The following is a 15893-nucleotide window of genomic DNA, read 5'->3' on the forward strand; positions in this document are numbered from 1 at the left end:
AGGTTTCAGTTCGCTGCCCGCGCCGAACCGAGTCGGTGGTGAGGCCAGATTAGTCACGTTTTCAGCGTTAGGGCCGACTGACGAAGTAGAGCAGCGTCAGCGTCCTTTATCCGCAGCATCAGAGTCACGCACGATTTCGTGCTGGCGACGTTGGTATTGAGGAACAACGAGGGAGGCAGGTCCTTGGCTGTTGACCCTGCCGTTCTCTATCCAAATGACATTGGCGGCATCACGAGCCGTTTCTACGCGGTGCGTGATCAGCAAAGTTGTCCTTTTGCCAAGCTGCCTGTCAATCGCCCGCCGCACCTGGTCCTCGAGCGCGGTATCGAGCGCATTCGTGGCCTCATCCAGGATCAGGAAGTCCGGATTGCGCAATACAGCGCGTGCCAGGCCAATGCGCTGTCGCTGGCCGCCGGAAAATCGCAGCCCCTCTTGCCCGATCCAGGTATCGTAACGCTCGGGAAGGTCCTCGACGAATGACGCGACGCCGGCACTGCGGGCAGCGACAATGATCTCTTCTTCGGCCGCATCGGCTTTGGCCATCCGGATATTGTCTGTCACCGTGCCCTCGACGAGGTCGACGTCCTGACCCGTTACGGCGATCTTGGACAACCAGTCGTTCCGCCTGATGTCTTGGAGGCGGGTGCCGTCAATCTTGATGTCGCCAGAGGTCGGTTCGTACAGCCGCAGGAGGAGGTTCACGATCGTCGTCTTGCCAGCGCCACTTGCGCCGATCAGCGCGGTGGTTTCTCCGGCTGGAATTTCGAACGACAGGTCCGTCAGGACCGGCGTATTTTGATCATATCCAAAGCTTACGTGCTCGAAGACGATACTCGCGTTCAAATTTCCGAGTGCCGTGGTCCCCTGCGATGGATATTCCTTGTCCTCGGACTGGACCATCTCCAGGACTGAGCGCAGTTGCGGCTGCAACTGCGCCAGAAACAGCAGATTGCTCTCGAACTCCTGCGTATGCGGCTGCAGCCGATAAAGCAGCGCGACGGCGGCCAGCGTCACCTCGAAGCTGATGTGCCACCACCCGGAGACCAGGACGATAGACCCCAACATTCCCAGATAGCCGATCTCGGTTGTTGGGCCGATCCAAGACGAAAGGCGAATCATGGACAGCGATGCCTTGCGCGCGGCCGCCGACGATTGCACGAAGCGGCGCTGATGAAGCGCCTCCTGTCCATAGGCCCGGATGGTGCGCAACGCCTGGAGCGTCATAAGCATGTGTTCGCCGAGCGATTGATGGATCTTCTTCACCTGATGGCCCAGATCCCGCGCGGGTCGCGAAAAGATACGCAAGATCGCCGAGATCGCGATTGAACCAAGGGCCGCGATCACCAGGATCTTCCAGGAGATCGTGAAGAGAAAAACGGCGAACACGAAGATAGAACAGCTGTTGATGATGAGTCGGGTCACCGCACCGTAGGCCTGCGCCACCAGCCACGATTCGGTCCCGAGCACCTCCATGAGCTGCGATTGCTCGTGCCGTTGGATGTACCCGAAGGCGACTGTGAGATATTGTTCGTGGACGAGGTTGCGCACCCGTTCGCTGATTCGTTCGCCGATGCTGGAGCTTATCAAGGAATATAGCAGCGCCAGCGCTCCACGCGCGAGAATAAGCAGGAGGATCGCGAAGGCGAGCCGGGTGGGACTGCCGAGCCAGGTGATTGCCAGACCCAGCGCTCGGCCCTGAAGGCCATCTCCAGTTTCTGTGATCCGGTCGGACACCAAATAGAGGAACAGCAGGATCAGGGTGATGCCGAGCGTCTCGGCCAAGGATGACAAAAAGCCAAGCGCAAGAAGCGCCGGCGTCGCCCACCGCGGCTTGCCGACGATGCGAAGCAGGTGCGACAGATCGCGCAACGAAGCTCGGACCGCACCGCGGCGAATGGCGCCGTTCGCGTCGCTCATTTCAGTTCCCCGGTCGGGAAGCGTACGATCGCCTGCGGGCGGACAGGCAGGCGGCCGCGCACCAGCTTCGTCGCGGCGCGCTTAGCCAAATGCGCCCCGATCCGGGGCAAATCCACGGCGATTATCCGCATGGCGATCGCGGGATGACTGTGAAGCAGCAGTGACAGGATCGGGAGAACATAGCGCGGGTGCCTCTGGCGCAAGGTCCGTTCCAGGAGCCACGCCGAATAGAAACGCAGGCCCTCACGCAGCTTAGATGCCGCTTCCGGATGGCGGCCGAGCATCTCGTCCAGCACCAGCATCCAGGACCGCAACATGCGTGTCATGTTGCTCGACATATTTCCCGGCAGATAGCGATATCCCACCAGCGGCTCTTCGACGACTTCGAAGTGGTATCTTTCGGCGACGCGACAGTAGAAGAGGACATCTTCACAACCTTGCGCGCCGGCCGCACGCAGCCCGCCTTCGAAACCGTCGGCGTCGATCAGCGCTTGCCGATGTACCAAGGCGGCGCTCCCGTTGCCCACGAAATTGCCGTGGAAAAGGCGCTCGAGCACATCGCCCCGCCAGTTTGGCCGATGTCGATCATCCGTTACCGCTCCCTGAGCGTCGATGACCAGAGACCAGCAGTAGACGAGCCCCACTTTCTCGTCCGCCCGATCGAACGCGGCCAGTTGCCGCTCTATCTTGGTCGGCGCCCAGAGATCGTCGGCATCGACGAATGCAATCAGGTCGGATCGCGCCGCTTGCCACCCCGTGTTGCGTGCAGCGGCCACGCCGGCATTTTCCTGCTCGATCAGCCGGACACGCGGGTCGGTCTCCGTGTGACGTCGGGCTATGGTGACAGTCTGGTCGCGCGAACCATCGTCGACGATAATAATCTCGAGCGCGCGGTGAGTCTGCGAGCGAACGCTGCGGAGAGTCTCGTCGATTGTATCTTGCGCGTTGTGAGCGGGGATAATGACACTGACGAGTTCGCCGTTCATTCGAGCACGGCCTCTACCATGGCAACAAAGTCATCGAGCGAACGATCCCCGCGCACCTCGATCCGGGGAAGGTCGATCGGATCGCAATCGAGATCCGCCGGCCCAGATCTGGCGCCGAAGCCAATTCGATAGCCGCATTCCTTGGCCAGCCGGCCAAGCCGCCGGTCGGTGACAGAGAAAGGCGCCGCGAACGCCGTCGTTGGGCGCCCAGTCCAGCGCTCGATGAACATGCGCGAGCGCAGCAGCTCGGCGGCCAGCTCGGAGCTCGACAGACCGTCGATTGCGCGATGCGTCGCCAGATGGCTTCCGAAGAATGCACCTTCGGCTGCAAGGCGCTGCACGGTCCAAGCGTCCATGAGCGGTGTCGGCGGACCGATGTCTGCATCCCACAGCGCGTTTTCACCCACTAGGTCCGTCACAAGGAAGACTTCCGCGGTAAAATCGTTCGCGCGCAGGGTTGGCCAGGCATGGTTGGCAAAGTTCTGAAAGCCGTCATCGAACGTTATGAGCACCGGACGGCCCACGAAAGGGTGACGGTTGGCGATAAACCATTCCAGTTGTTCCGACACGATCGCGTGAAAGCCATTAGCGCGCAGCCATGCCATCTGGCTGTCGAACGCGGCGGGCGTGAAGCGATAGCGGGCAAGAGCGGCCGGACCATCATCGCAGACGCTGTGATACATCAGAACGGGGATGCGCTGCCGCCGCTCGTTGCGCGCCACGTAGCTGCGCCGCGCCCGCGCCCCACCCCAGACGACGTTTCGCGCGACCTCGATTTCGACGGGCGCCTGGATCGAGACATGATCGACCGTCGGTTCCGCCGCTAGCTCTTCCGCGGACAAACGGCGGAACCGGTCGATGCGATAAAGTTCGGTCTGGATCGATCGCTCAAGGGCGAGGCCTTCGGTCGCTGCCAGCGTCTGCGAGATTACTTGCGCACCGAATTTGTTATCCCAATCGAAGCCTGTCCGTTCCATATTATCACTAAGCACGAATGCGTGCGCGCTGATGAAACTGCCGCCGGGTGCCAACGCGTCGACGAGTTTTGTGGCGAAGCGCCGCAGCGCGTCTAGATCATCCAGGTAATAGAGCACTTCCGAGCAGACGATCAGATCCATCTCACCTGGCAGGGTATCCGCGCTCAAATCCAGTACCTTGAATTCGACATTCAGCTGGTCCCTGCATCGTGCGCGTGCTCGCGCGATGGCAACGGCGGAGATGTCCGTTGCAGTCAAATGGCCCACTCGGGGCGCCAGTTGCCGCGTGAAATGGCCCTCCGCGCACGCCAGCTCAAGCGCCCGTGCTATCGGACCGGCCGGCAGAATTTCGAGCTGCCGCTCATATTTTTCTTGCTCGTAGGGCGAACCGTAGTTCCAGGGATCCGCAGTTATGAAAAAGCGATCCCAGAATGACGCGCGATCACCGTCGCGCCTTCCCTCAACCTGTGCACGGCGCGGCGGTGCGGAAGGTTTTTTCGCTTCGGTGTTTGGCTGCGCCAGCCGTTGCGCTGCCGCTGTCAACTGCGCAAGCCTGCCGTAGTGACTGTCCCGATGAGAACGGCGTCCGGCCATTCGCAGCAACGTCTCTGCCTCGATCATTTTTGTTTTGTTGGCCCCGGCGCCCGATTGCAGGGCTGGTACAGGCGATCGGCTCGTTAGCCGCGCGGCACCCTTCCAGAAGCGGAATGCGATGCGCTTAAACCCGGAGAGATCGCGTGTGAGCTCTTGAGCAGGCATGACATTCAGGATCAATTCAATCCAGTGTCGCTTTGTCACCGTCCCGAGCGCACCGAACTGAACCAGGGCCGCGATCTGGCCATCCACCATTAGGTAGGCATAGATTTGATCGATCCCTTCCGGCAGCTCGGTCGAGGCCGGATTTCGAGCATCGACGCGAATCCCAAGTGTCCGCGCCAGCCTGCGCGGAGCGGCAAGGTCGTCGAAGTCGAGAAGCATTTGCTCGAGATGATATTGCACGCGACGACCCGCAACCGGATCGCTCCAGATATTGCTCAGTTCAACAATCAAATCGGTGAGGGGGCCGCCGAACCTGTCCCATCTGGCGGCCAATTGCTGCGGCACGGATAGACTTCCTACCATTAGGCCGTCGAAGACCACCTTAGCGATCTCAGGCGCCCAGTCATATCTGGCGGGGAGCGCTTGCAGGTTCGACGGGCGGATGGAGCCGTCGCCGCTGCCGCAATCCGACGCAGCGTTCCACAAGGCGAACCACGCCAGTGCCTCGGAAGCGGCGTGGCCGTCCGAAGGGTTCGCTCCGTTGGCGTGCGCAGGCGCTGGGTGTTTAACCCTGGGGTCGGCAGAAAAGCCGCGAGCAATCACGATCTCTGCGTCTGATAGCATCTGCGTCGAATTTCGGGTGAGCGAGTTGGGGCTGGCGCGATAGAAGGCGAGCGGCTCGTCGACCATCACCCAACGGTTGCCGAGACGCGCGACACGCTGCCACAAATCCCAGTCCTCACACGTGCGCAGCGACACATCGAAGCCGCCTAACTTGACGATCGTGGCCCGGTCAATCAGCAGCGCGTGAGTACGGATGGCACAGCGTCGCGAGAATGTCTCGAACGGTTGGATCGCAACTTCGTGGGCGATGCTCGACGGGGTGAGTTCGCCATCGGGCATCACGCGCCGGGAACCGCAATAGGCGGCCACTGCATCGGGCGCGGCTTCCAGTGCGGCCAGCATTTTCGCGAGAAAGCTGGCGTCCACCCAATCGTCCGCATCCAGGAACATGAGCCAGCGGCCGCGCGCCGACGAAATCCCCTTATTGCGCGCGCCGGCGGCGCTATGTGCAGAAGAGTTCAGTGTCCGAAATCGGGCATCGCGCCCGACGTAACCGGCGATAATTTCGGCGGTGCCATCACTCGAGCCGTCATTGACGACAATCGCTTCCCAATCGATCATTTCCTGTTCGAGAAGGCAATCGAGTGCGCGTGCCAATGTCGGCTCCGCGTTATGCGCTGGAACCACGATCGAAACTAAGGGATCTTCCGCCATACGGTCTTACCGGCGCCTGGTTCGCAGATAGAACAGGATCCCCGAAGCGTATCCGGCGATTTCCCTCCACAAGAAACGATCTTCAGCAGTCCTGTGGCCGAGCAGTCTCCTGCGAACTCGGCCGAGATACCAAAGCGGCATCCATTTGAAAGCTTGTTTCAAATTTGATTTGACACCGGTTCGCTCACGCTGGACGAGCAACGCGGCTGAGTGACCGCGCATATAGAAGTAGATTTGCCTGGTCAGGCCTTCCATAGTCTGCCTGTGGAAATGGAAAGCAACGGAGCTCGGCTCGTAGCGGCAGTCATATCCGTTGGCCAGCAACCGATACCAATATTCGGAATCGCCTGAACATCCGGCTTGGCCGACGTCGAGCCGCTCGTCAAACAATCCCGCGCGGTCAAACACTTCGCGCCTGAACGCCATGCTGGCGCCGGCCCCAATCTTCCAGGCTGGATATACCTCGTACTGTCTTGAAGCGAAGTCGGCCGCGCGGAAGATTTGGGATGCATAACCCTGCCCGAAACTCCAGAATGTCTCAAAATGACGCTGCGCCTCGGTGGCAATCTCGGCGGGCAGAACAAGGCCTGTCACCGCGCCGGTCGAGGGGCCATCGAATGCAGCAACCAATTTTTCCAACCAACGTGGATGAAGCAGAACATCATCATCGGTATACGCAACGATAGCCGAGGACGCTCTCTCAGCTCCGCGATTGCGGGCAATATCGAGGCCGGGCCGATCCTCGCGCAGATAGATTGCACCCGCCGCCAGGGCGACCTGGCGAGTTTCGTCGCCTTTCGATGCGTTGTCGACCACGATGATCTCGGCCGGCGGTAAGCTTTGCTCAGGAAGAGACGCCAGGCAGCGCCGCAGCTCGTTCGGCCGGTCGCGCGTGCAGATGATCACGCTGGCGCTCGGCAAGTCCCGAAGCGCCAGGGTCGGTCTTGAGTCCTGCGCCGCCACAACTGGAGAAACGTGGCATTGACCGTCGCTCCCCTTGAGTAAATGTCCGACCGGCAGCCCGCCGCGCCAGAGCACGATCATGCCAGAATCGCAATCCTCGGGAGCAACTTGGGTGTCCAAATCCACATGCCGGATACCTACGCAGCCATCCGGGCCAAACAACTCATGCAGTTCTGCATTCAACAAATTTGCGCGCCGATCCGGCGTGACGGACATCTTCACCAGCCCATTTCGCTATACAGGGGCCGAAATTCGCCCTTGTCGTTTCGCATTCGTCTCACGAACATCTTGAGCCATCGAGGAACCAGTCGGGCCTTGCAATACTCTTCCAACATATTGGGTAGGCCGCAGATCGCTACTCCCGGTTCCGTCGCAAAGAGCCTCCTCAGCAGCTCGCTGGCCGCGAAAAATTGTCCCTCAATCAAAGCTCTTATGGCAAGCCAACGGATCATGTCGAACAAGTGGGCATCGAAATCGCTCGCGAATGACGGATATTTTTCACGAAATTCGGCAAGGACGATTTCACAGGAACGAAGCATTTGCATGACATCGCTCGACATATTGACGCTCGTCATCCGGTAACCGACAAGGTACTGAGGCACGAGGCGAAATTCGTAATTTTCCGCTATCCTAAGGCACATTAGAAGGTCCTCGCAGCCTTGTGCGTTCCTGGCTCGCAAGGACGGATCGAATTGTCCAACCCGCTCGAATGCGGAGCGACGTAAGAGCATCGAACTTCCATTGCCGACCAGGTTCTGTCTGCACATGCGCTGGAGAACGTGACCTTCGGCGTCAGGCTGATGGCGCAGCGAGAATACCCGACCATCCTGGTCGATATGCGCAAACCAGCAATATGCCAAGCCCGCCGAGGAGCCACCTTCCCGCAAGGCGCGCAATTGCAGTGCGATTTTCGAGGGAGCCCAAAGATCATCTGCGTCGACAAACGCCAGAAACTCCGCGTCGGTGGAGGCCGCGCCGCGGTTGCGAGCGTGCGCAACACCGCCATTCGACTGCCCTATGAGGCGTATACGTCGATCTTTCTCGGCATAGGAGGCTACAATTGATGGGGACTCGTCCGTCGAACCATCGTCCACCACGATAATGTCCAATGCGTGGTAGGTCTGCTGGCAGATGCTGGTCAGGGTGGAGCGAATGGTTCGCTCGGCATTGAACATAGGGACTATGACGCCAACCGTGGCTTTGTCATGGATCATCGGCGACTTCGTTTCTCCCTTAGTGGTAAAAACGGTTATGCTGTCACGGGTGTCAGTACCTGCTCTTCAATTCGGGGCGAATTCGCGGCGAGATTGCGCGGGCGTTCCATCCGTCTGACCCGGGGATTGCGATCGCGACAAAATCACGTCGAATCCAGGAAGAGGCGCGAGATCCATCGCGTCTCGGAAACGCTCTTCCATTAGCTTCTCCTGAATAACCATGTCAACCCGGGCACGGATCGGCGCTCCTGATTGTGACTCGTTTTGCGCGGAAGAGGAGATTGCGCGTTTTTGCGGGCTGCCGGACGTTCTTTGACTCCCAAGAACAAACGGATTCAACGCAGAAACCACCCAGCTTATCGATCTGTTTGCGGTCTCGGTTGCACGATCACGCTATCTACCTTATCGGGCAAATGGGGATGTGTCGGCGCTCTTATGGATCCCGTCGTTATCGCGTCCGGTGGCAGCAGTATGACCATGTTTGCCTCACGAACCGGCCACAGCGGTTTTCCGGCTGCGAAGAATGCGACTGCAATCACGCATAACAATAGAACGACGGCGAACAGGTTTGCGATGATTTCGCCGATATGCATCAGGCACTCCGTGGCAAAGGAACACCCGCCGCATCGCAGGTGGCGGCGGGTGTTGGTCTGCAACAACCAAACTGACGAAGAAGGGACCATGCTCGCCAGCCCGTGGAGCCAATGCGCTCGCCGGGTGTTTTGTTTCGGCTTTGGGACCAATGCGCGAGGACGTCGGACTTCGGTCTGTCTTCACATAAACCGAAGGGTTGAACCAGTGCTGGGGCAGTACGCTTGTCGAACGAAGGCGATAAATTGTCCCCCTTGCAGCCACATCAACAATCCATTTCGACCAGCTGGCAGTCAGCCTCGGTTGATCGTCACCTTGCCTTACCAACGCCGGTGACATCGCCTCGAAGCTCGATCTCCTGGCCGTGGGTCACCTTCGACGTTCGATCGACGATCGAGTGCGGCTGTCCATACCGCCTGCGCACCTTCGCCGTGATGGCGGCCTCATCGCCGATGTTGATGCTGCCCTTTGCCATGCGGATTTAACCCCGAACAGCCGAGTTGGTTCGCAAGCAGTTGCTAATGGAACAATCGACCGGCCAATCGGTTTAGGTCGCGCGGCATGGTTGTTCGGCATTTTCTCACCCGCCGCTATCGGAGTTCGCTCCGTTCCTCCGAAAGAGGCCTGCCCGAGTGGACCCTGGGGCAGGCCTGTTTCGCTTCTCGGCGGCCCTGGAACTTGCGCCCGAGGCTCACGTTCCTCATCAGCGGAAATCACAAGGATATGGCCATGCCCAATAATATCTCTCGTCGCGAGGAGCAGCGTGGCACTCGACGTGTGATGATGTGGGGCACTGCCATCGCCCTGGTGGTTTTCGTAGCGCTGTTGGCTTTCATGCTCTGGCCCGCGGTAACGCCGTAGCCGGATTCAATCCCGGAAAGCTGCCGTCGTGTATGACAGAAACGCCGATAGCCCGCTACGGATGTGCCACCACCATCCGCGGCGGGCTAAGGTGGCCGGCGCCTCTCGTTGGGGAGATTGCCTGAAAGCGGGCGCCGGCCTGGCGAACCGTGAGTCCGCCGCACATTCAGATTGGCTAAATTAGGTCTTTTGGACATGGTGTGATCACGTACCCATTGCAAGCGTTCGCCCGCTGGTTCACTCCGGCGGGCTTTGTGGTCAAGTTCGGCGTGCCCCTTGCGCGCCGGAACGGAGAGCCCGCTTACCTCCGCCACAAAAGAGAGCGGGCCTCTTACAACTCTGGCAGCACGGCGCGCTATATGCCTCGGCCCCGCCACAGCAGCCGGGCCTCTAGTCCATGGACAGAAAAGGCCCGCCACCCCAGGGGAGTAGCGGGCCTCCGCCTCTCCTATCGACGATGATCTCATCTCGCCGGTTCTATCAAATGATGCAGCGGCCGTTTATGTTCCGGCGCAAAGCGCGTGAGCGAAAAGTCCTTGACTCTGGCGCGGCTTGGCGCGTGCACGCTCCCGTTGCAGCTGTGAGCTTTCGGGAGGTTGTCCATTCGGACCGGACCGAGGAAACTGGAGTTACCAGGCTTCAGCATCCACCGGAGGGTCCGAATGAACATCCACAAGAATGCCCGTCTCACGCCGCTGCGTCGAGAGGAGATGGCGTTGTCGGTGATAGAAGGCGCTTTTTCCAAAGCCCATGCGGCGCGCGTCTATGGCGTGTCGGCCAAGATCGTGGCGCGCTAGGTCGAGCGTTATAGGACCGAAGGGCGGGCCGGCATGGTCGACCGCTCGTCTCGGCCCATCGTCATCCCGGGCCTGACCGAACAGGCTATTGCCGAGCGCATCGTCGCCTTGCGTCGCCAGCGGCTGACCGGCAAGCACATCGCCAGCGAGACCGGCGTCTCGCCCGCCACCGTCAGCCGGGTCCTCAAGCGAGCCGGACTGTCGCGGCTCAGGGACATCGGGCCGGCCGAACCGATCCGGGCCTCCGTGGCTCTGATCGACTACATTGCCCTGCAAGACGTCTCCATCATGCCCAGGCGACGGCTCGAAGGCGGCATCATCGATCGTAAACTTGCGGACTGTCACGTAACCTCCTCGGCTATATTGGCAGAGCTATCGCCCAAAGTTGGTGATGGCGGGATTCGGAAGGCCGCATATCGTGGGGGTGCTTGACGCCACCAGTTCTCCACCGAAGTAGGGATATGCGGTGTCCAACGATAACGTCAGCCACTCAGCCAGGAATCTTTAACGATAAGTCCGCGCACGGGGCACGTGCCCTTCTCGCCAAAGCGGTCGAGGTTGCAGACTTTCGCGGCTAGCATGCCGATTTGAAGACCGCGGACGGCCACCAACGCGCACGATCGCCACCAACGCGCACGATCGCGAGCCCGCCGGTGCCGATCCTGGCCGCATCCGATTCTCGCCCTCAATCCTGCCGCCCTGCATGCGCCGCTCGAAGTCCATCGAGACGCTGCCGATCCTTTAGTGAAGGGGATTTCGATCAGCGACTTCTCCGAGGCGCTGGCGGCGCTGCTTGGCAAGCACGATGCCGGGTTGTGGCGCGGGCTCGACGAGGCCCCGCGCTCGTCGTCGCCGATGGCGCACTGTGCGCTCGCGCTCTTATGAGGTCTCGTGCTTCACGGGGCTCTTGAGCGGCACGTCGTGTGGCTGGTGGTTTCATCGAAAGGCACAACTACCGTCTGAAACGGCAAGCGGCTTCCCGTCCAGGGACTATGAAGCCCTTGAGTATCCGTCCTCTCTGCTCTATATGATGCGTGATGACTGATGCGCGGCTAGGGCGATGTGAGAACAACACTGGCGATCGATGACGATGTCCTTTTGGCGGCCAGGGCCATGGCCAGGCAGCAGGATCGTAGCGTCGGCGAGGTCATTACCGATCTCGCCCGGCGCTCGCTGCGCCGTCCTCAGGCCGGCGGCGAGCGCAATGGGATCCCTCTGCTGTCGCCCCGGCCGGATGCACCTCCGGTCACGCTTGAGACCGTCAATGCTTTGCGCGACGAGCTACCGTGACCTTCCTGCTCGATGTCAATGTGCTGATCGCACTGATCGATCCTGGCCATATCGCCCATGACGACGCGCATGGCTGGTTCGAAGTGACTGGTAACGCCGCATGGGCTACCTGTCCCATCACCGAAAACGGCGTTCTCCGCATTGTCGGCAACCAAAAGTATCCTAATTCACCCGGCTCGCCGGCTGTCGTTGCGCAAATCGTTACTAAGTTGCGCGCCCTGCAGGGGCACAGCTTCTGGCCGGACGATCTGAGCCTCGTGGGCTCTGGCGATATCGATGCGGCGAAAATCCTGACCTCGGCACAGGTCTCCGACACCTATCTTCTTGCACTCGCCAAGGCGCATGGCGGCCAACTTGCGAGCTTTGACCGCAGGCTGTCGGCGGCGGCCGTGAAGGGCGGGAAGTCTGCGTTACACCTGATTCCCACAAGCTAGCCCCCGGGCCGAAGCGCGTAGGGTGTGCTCGGATTCGAACTCGCTGGCCGTCCTGGCCTGTCCGCAGGTGAACTCCACGCGCACGTCCAACTTGTTGGCAAGCACGAAAAGGGGGCACTTTGCTGACGGCCCGGTACTCGCTGCTCGTCGTGGAAGCCTTGTGCTTGACTCGGTCATTCCGGCCAATTTTCCAAAGCTGGAAGAAACTGGTCTGCCTCTGGCGGTGGATATCTTGCTGCAGAGCTCGCCGGCGCGGTTTGGCCCGATAGGCAGTGCGACAGGGTCGGAATCGGCGCTGTTGCTTAGGCACAGGTTCAGGCGGCGCCGCATTCGGGCCCCAAGCAATCGAGGGTCAAGGTATCCAACGACCCCAACTTCGACTTCATGGGGCCCGTCTTTTGCCGCAGCCGGCAACGCCGGAACCGACTGTCGCCGCCGGTGACGGCTCGGAATCGACCTATCAACGCATCCGCGCCGGTCAGTTCTAAAAGGTAACGGTCGCCGAGTCCCTCAACCTGCAGGGATGGCAATTGGTCGACGAGCTCAACCGCGCCATCGCCGGTGAAAAATGGTCGGGTTATCTGTCGCCGCTGTATGTCGTCAAAGCTGACAATGTCGAGTTCGATGCCGCACCATCGAGCTGCTCACTGAAAACCGACGACCATGTCGCTATGTCATCGCTAGAATTCGTGACAGTTCAGCGGGGGGCGTAGATGCGAAGCATGGTGCCGTTGTCGTAAGCGGCTGTTACGAGAACGTTTAGCTTGAGCGCGTCCGCCAAACCGCTGAACAGAGGCTTGCCACCGCCATAGGCGATCGGTCGAGTCAGGATGACGTACTCATCAATCAGCCCTGCCTTCGACAACGCCTGAGCGAAGCCCGCGCCGCCCCATGCAATGATTTCGCCGCCGGGTTGCTTTTTCAATTTAGAGATTTCCTCGCGTAGATCACCGTTCGCGATAGAGGAATCTGGCCAGGTAGCCTCCTTCAACGTTTTCGAAAACACGACCTTGGGGATGTCGTTCATCGGCGCGGCATAGGCATCTTCGGATTTTTGCCAGTATGGCCCCATTTCCTCGTAGCTCACGCGGCCCATGATGTGTGTGCCGGCGCGACGAATGCGATCGAGTTTCCAGCGCTTGAGCTCTACCGGTTCAGGAAAACCGCCCGTCGACATTCCTTCCGGCGCTACCACATATCCGTCGATTGACATGGTCATGATCAAGACGACTTTTCGCAAAATGGTCTCCGTCCGATTACCTCCGCCGTGGTCCCGCCAGCGCCAAGCAGATGGGTTCAGGGGAACCGCTCGCGCGCCGAGGCAATAGGGAAACTCCCACGCCGCCGACAGACGCGATGAACATCATCATCAATTTCGCACAGCCAATATGGAATGCGCCGCGCCAGATCCTTTCTTAGCCTCTGGGAGTGCGATTGGAAACGCTCAATGAGCGATGCGCTGGAGCATGAGGCGGCCTATGGCGACGTGTATCATCGCTTCTAAGACGTCGATGCAGGCTTCACAGTAGCGTACGAGGCGGCGCCGGCGCGTCATCCAAGCGAAGATTCGTTCGACGACCAGTCGTCGTGGCAGGACTTTGAAGCCGGTTCGGCCTCGATGCACTTGACTCTCTATGACGAAGTCGAGGTAGGCGGACTTGCCCGTCAGTATTGCGCTACGCTTCCCAAGCTTAACGCGTTTCACCGTTTCATGAACGGCGAAAGGCGTTATCTCTTTGTTTGACGCAATTCTTGACGGAAAGCCGCCAGCACTTTCATGTGGTTGCTAGACTGCAGTCAGATTGCCGAAGAACTTGCGGATATCGTCCACAAGAAGGTCGGACGTCTCAGAGGCTGCGAAGTGGCCGCCACGGGGCATCCCGGTCCAATGAACGATGTTGTTGGAGCGCTCGGCGAAACTGCGAACGGATCGGAAATCCTCAGGGAACACGGCCACGCCAGTTGGCGTCGGGTTGTTCATCTCCCGATATCCTGCCCCAGTCTGCGCGTCCTCGTAGTAGAGGTTCGCGGCCGACCCGCTGGTGCCGGTGAACCAGTAGATGGAATTGTTGGTCAGATAGTGTCCGCGATCCACACGAACTGCACCTGCACCCTCAAAGCCGAACCACAGTTCCGCATTCCAGGCGAGTTGGCCGAGCGGCGAATAGATGAGCGCGAAGGCAAGCGTTCCGGGGCGTTTCGAACTGGACCGCCTGGTATCCGCCGTATTTTTCGAAATTAGCCAGGTTTGCCATTCCTTCCATCTCGAAGGGTGACAGCTTCTCCATTTCGCCTGGCTGCCTCGAGGGAAACGCAAAGATCTGAAGAAGATGCGTTCCCACGAGACCCTCCGGGCCCACCAAAATTCTTAGATTTCAGCGGGTTAACGCGAATTCGCCGCAAAGTGGGCCTATCTAGAGCTGGTTGTTGGTTATTCGTACATCTGATCGTTTCCCGGAAGCGGTGCAGCGTAAGGGCAAACGTTCATCCTCATCCGGGAGCTAAATTCTCCTGCTTGTTAACACCAGCAAACGTAGTGCAGATGCTCTTACTCTGAAAGATTTCCGAGTGATGAGTGCGGTGATCGGCGGCAACGACGTACGAATAGGCGGGTTTTGACTGGACACAGATCCTACATTTCTGGCGGACGGCAGCTTGGCGCCCGATCGCAGCCATTAAAGTGACGCTGTTCGTCACCTGGAAGCGGACACTTAGACCAAATTCGGCAATGGACGGCTCTTCCCGTGGTCCCAGGATGTCGAAGTGCCTAACGCCTCACTGGAGCCGTGCTTTCTCTGACGATCAACCTGATCGCCAGCTCCCGTTGCCGCAAATGCAGCCGTTGCGATGGGGATGCCAGGATGTAGTCGGCAGCAATTCGGCCCATGTCGCGTGCTGGCACTTCCAGCGTGGTCAATTCAGGTGAGGTGAGCTCAGCAATTTCGAGATTGTCGAAGCCAACGATCGAGACCTCCCGGGGGACGGCGATCCCGGCTGCGTGGCAGTGTTTGATGGCACCGGCTGCCAGAATATCGCTGCCGCAAAACACCGCGGTGGGCCTTCGGTCTTCTTCCATCAGTCGCCGCATGCATCTCCGGCCGTCATCCAGCCTGTAGGCTCCTTCGACAACCGGAACCCTCGTATGGTCGATGCCTGATCGTTCGAGCTCATTCAGGAAGCCGTCACGCCGGCCGGCCGCACGATCATTGTCCCGTGTGATGCCCGCGATCATCCCGAATTGGGAGTGGCCGAGATCGAGCAGGTAGCGAGCCGCCGTGCGCCCCGCCTTCTCGTTGTCGAAACCTACCGCCGCGCCCGATTCCATTGATTTCGATGTATAGGTATAGACATACTCGATACGCTTCTGTTCAAGCATCGCTAGAGTGGTGGGCAGGTGCGTTGATCCGACGAGGACCACCGACTCGACGCCGCGCTCGACCAGCAGACGAGCCTGCTCATACTCAAGATCGATGTCGTAGCCAGAAGTATTGATGATCAGGGAAACGTCCTTTTCAGAAAGCCGGGCCTGAAGCCCGTCAACCATGGTGGCATAGATCGCGTGGTCCAAAGTCGGAATGATGGCACCGACCAGTCTTGTTCGCGTGGATCGCAGCGCTCTTGCGGAGCCATTGGGTACATAGCCAAGTTCCCGGGCGGCTCGCACCACACGATCCCTGACGGCCTCATTGACGTTTGGATTGCCATTCAGGACGCGTGAAACAGTGGCCGGCGAGCAGTTGGCAAGCCGGGCCACGTCAATCAGTTTGGCGCCGCCGTCTTCGATATCCATTGAGTATGGCCATTGCCAATTTTGAGAAACCGTTTT

11 protein-coding genes and 4 pseudogenes are annotated in these 15893 nt (G+C 59.7%); 5 read left to right on the forward strand and 10 right to left on the reverse strand.

Annotated elements, in window-relative coordinates; genetic code table 11:
- Positions 1-96 precede the first annotated feature (96 nt).
- The 6 genes from YU3_RS36850 to YU3_RS40685 form a co-directional block, all read right to left on the reverse strand.
- Positions 97-1917, reverse strand: coding sequence for an ABC transporter ATP-binding protein (locus YU3_RS36850; RefSeq protein ID WP_084508141.1), 1821 nt, complete (start codon positions 1915-1917; stop codon positions 97-99).
- Positions 1914-2903 (reverse strand): glycosyltransferase family 2 protein, encoded by a 990-nt coding sequence (locus YU3_RS0119715; RefSeq protein ID WP_027167871.1) that lies wholly within the window; start codon positions 2901-2903, stop codon positions 1914-1916. Before YU3_RS0119715 ends, YU3_RS36850 begins: the two co-directional genes overlap by 4 nt.
- Positions 2900-5917, reverse strand: coding sequence for a trifunctional glycosyltransferase/class I SAM-dependent methyltransferase/polysaccharide deacetylase (locus YU3_RS0119720; protein WP_027167872.1), 3018 nt, complete (start codon positions 5915-5917; stop codon positions 2900-2902). Before YU3_RS0119720 ends, YU3_RS0119715 begins: the two co-directional genes overlap by 4 nt.
- Before the next feature lie 6 nt (positions 5918-5923).
- Positions 5924-7096 carry a glycosyltransferase gene (locus YU3_RS0119725; protein ID WP_027167873.1) on the reverse strand — a complete coding sequence of 391 codons (1173 nt, stop codon included), beginning with the start codon at positions 7094-7096 and terminating at the stop codon, positions 5924-5926.
- 2 nt (positions 7097-7098) lie between these two features.
- On the reverse strand, positions 7099-8094 hold the full coding sequence (locus tag YU3_RS0119730) for a glycosyltransferase family A protein (protein ID WP_027167874.1): 996 nt from the start codon (positions 8092-8094) through the stop codon (positions 7099-7101).
- A gap of 901 nt (positions 8095-8995) precedes the next feature.
- Positions 8996-9160 carry a hypothetical protein gene (locus YU3_RS40685; RefSeq protein WP_156913525.1) on the reverse strand — a complete coding sequence of 55 codons (165 nt, stop codon included), beginning with the start codon at positions 9158-9160 and terminating at the stop codon, positions 8996-8998.
- A 1048-nt stretch (positions 9161-10208) separates the two neighbouring features.
- Here YU3_RS40685 and YU3_RS39415 point away from each other — a divergent pair.
- The 5 genes and pseudogenes from YU3_RS39415 to YU3_RS39425 form a co-directional block, all read left to right on the forward strand.
- Positions 10209-10583: pseudogene (locus YU3_RS39415) on the forward strand (leucine zipper domain-containing protein); the annotation flags it as partial.
- Positions 10584-10809: 226 nt separating this feature from the next.
- Positions 10810-11144, forward strand: a pseudogene (locus tag YU3_RS39420) (IS256 family transposase); the annotation flags it as partial.
- Between the two features lie 261 nt (positions 11145-11405).
- On the forward strand, positions 11406-11633 hold the full coding sequence (locus YU3_RS0119755; protein WP_027167875.1) for a hypothetical protein: 228 nt from the start codon (positions 11406-11408) through the stop codon (positions 11631-11633).
- On the forward strand, positions 11630-12067 hold the full coding sequence (locus YU3_RS0119760; protein WP_027167876.1) for a TA system VapC family ribonuclease toxin: 438 nt from the start codon (positions 11630-11632) through the stop codon (positions 12065-12067). The genes YU3_RS0119755 and YU3_RS0119760 overlap by 4 nt, the downstream gene beginning before the upstream one ends.
- A 363-nt stretch (positions 12068-12430) precedes the next feature.
- A pseudogene (locus YU3_RS39425) lies at positions 12431-12780 on the forward strand (hypothetical protein); the annotation flags it as partial.
- Here the strand turns inward: YU3_RS39425 and YU3_RS0119775 are convergent.
- From YU3_RS0119775 to YU3_RS0119795, 4 genes and pseudogenes are all read right to left on the reverse strand, one after another.
- On the reverse strand, positions 12765-13307 hold the full coding sequence (locus YU3_RS0119775; protein ID WP_027167879.1) for a dihydrofolate reductase family protein: 543 nt from the start codon (positions 13305-13307) through the stop codon (positions 12765-12767). The pseudogene YU3_RS39425 and the gene YU3_RS0119775 overlap by 16 nt on opposite strands.
- A gap of 204 nt (positions 13308-13511) precedes the next feature.
- A pseudogene (locus tag YU3_RS36865) lies at positions 13512-13727 on the reverse strand (IS5/IS1182 family transposase); the annotation flags it as partial.
- Positions 13728-13853: 126 nt separating this feature from the next.
- Entirely contained in the window at positions 13854-14162 is a 309-nt protein-coding gene (locus YU3_RS36870; protein WP_027167880.1) for a hypothetical protein, read from the reverse strand.
- Positions 14163-14834: 672 nt separating this feature from the next.
- On the reverse strand, positions 14835-15857 hold the full coding sequence (locus tag YU3_RS0119795) for a LacI family DNA-binding transcriptional regulator (RefSeq protein ID WP_027167882.1): 1023 nt from the start codon (positions 15855-15857) through the stop codon (positions 14835-14837).
- Between the last annotated feature and the right edge of the window lie 36 nt (positions 15858-15893).

Source organism: Mesorhizobium sp. WSM3224, from assembly GCF_000427725.1.
GTDB lineage: Bacteria > Pseudomonadota > Alphaproteobacteria > Rhizobiales > Rhizobiaceae > Mesorhizobium.

What these genes read in the sequence shown, in the direction of transcription:
- YU3_RS40685 (WP_156913525.1), bottom strand. Translation starts at nt 9,160, where the DNA reads ATGGCAAAGGGCAGCATCAACATCGGCGATGAGGCCGCCATCACGGCG.
- YU3_RS0119795 (WP_027167882.1), bottom strand. Translation starts at nt 15,857, where the DNA reads ATGGATATCGAAGACGGCGGCGCCAAACTGATTGACGTGGCCCGGCTT.
- YU3_RS0119715 (WP_027167871.1), bottom strand. Translation starts at nt 2,903, where the DNA reads ATGAACGGCGAACTCGTCAGTGTCATTATCCCCGCTCACAACGCGCAA.
- YU3_RS0119720 (WP_027167872.1), bottom strand. Translation starts at nt 5,917, where the DNA reads ATGGCGGAAGATCCCTTAGTTTCGATCGTGGTTCCAGCGCATAACGCG.
- YU3_RS0119730 (WP_027167874.1), bottom strand. Translation starts at nt 8,094, where the DNA reads ATGATCCATGACAAAGCCACGGTTGGCGTCATAGTCCCTATGTTCAAT.
- YU3_RS0119725 (WP_027167873.1), bottom strand. Translation starts at nt 7,096, where the DNA reads ATGTCCGTCACGCCGGATCGGCGCGCAAATTTGTTGAATGCAGAACTG.
- YU3_RS36850 (WP_084508141.1), bottom strand. Translation starts at nt 1,917, where the DNA reads ATGAGCGACGCGAACGGCGCCATTCGCCGCGGTGCGGTCCGAGCTTCG.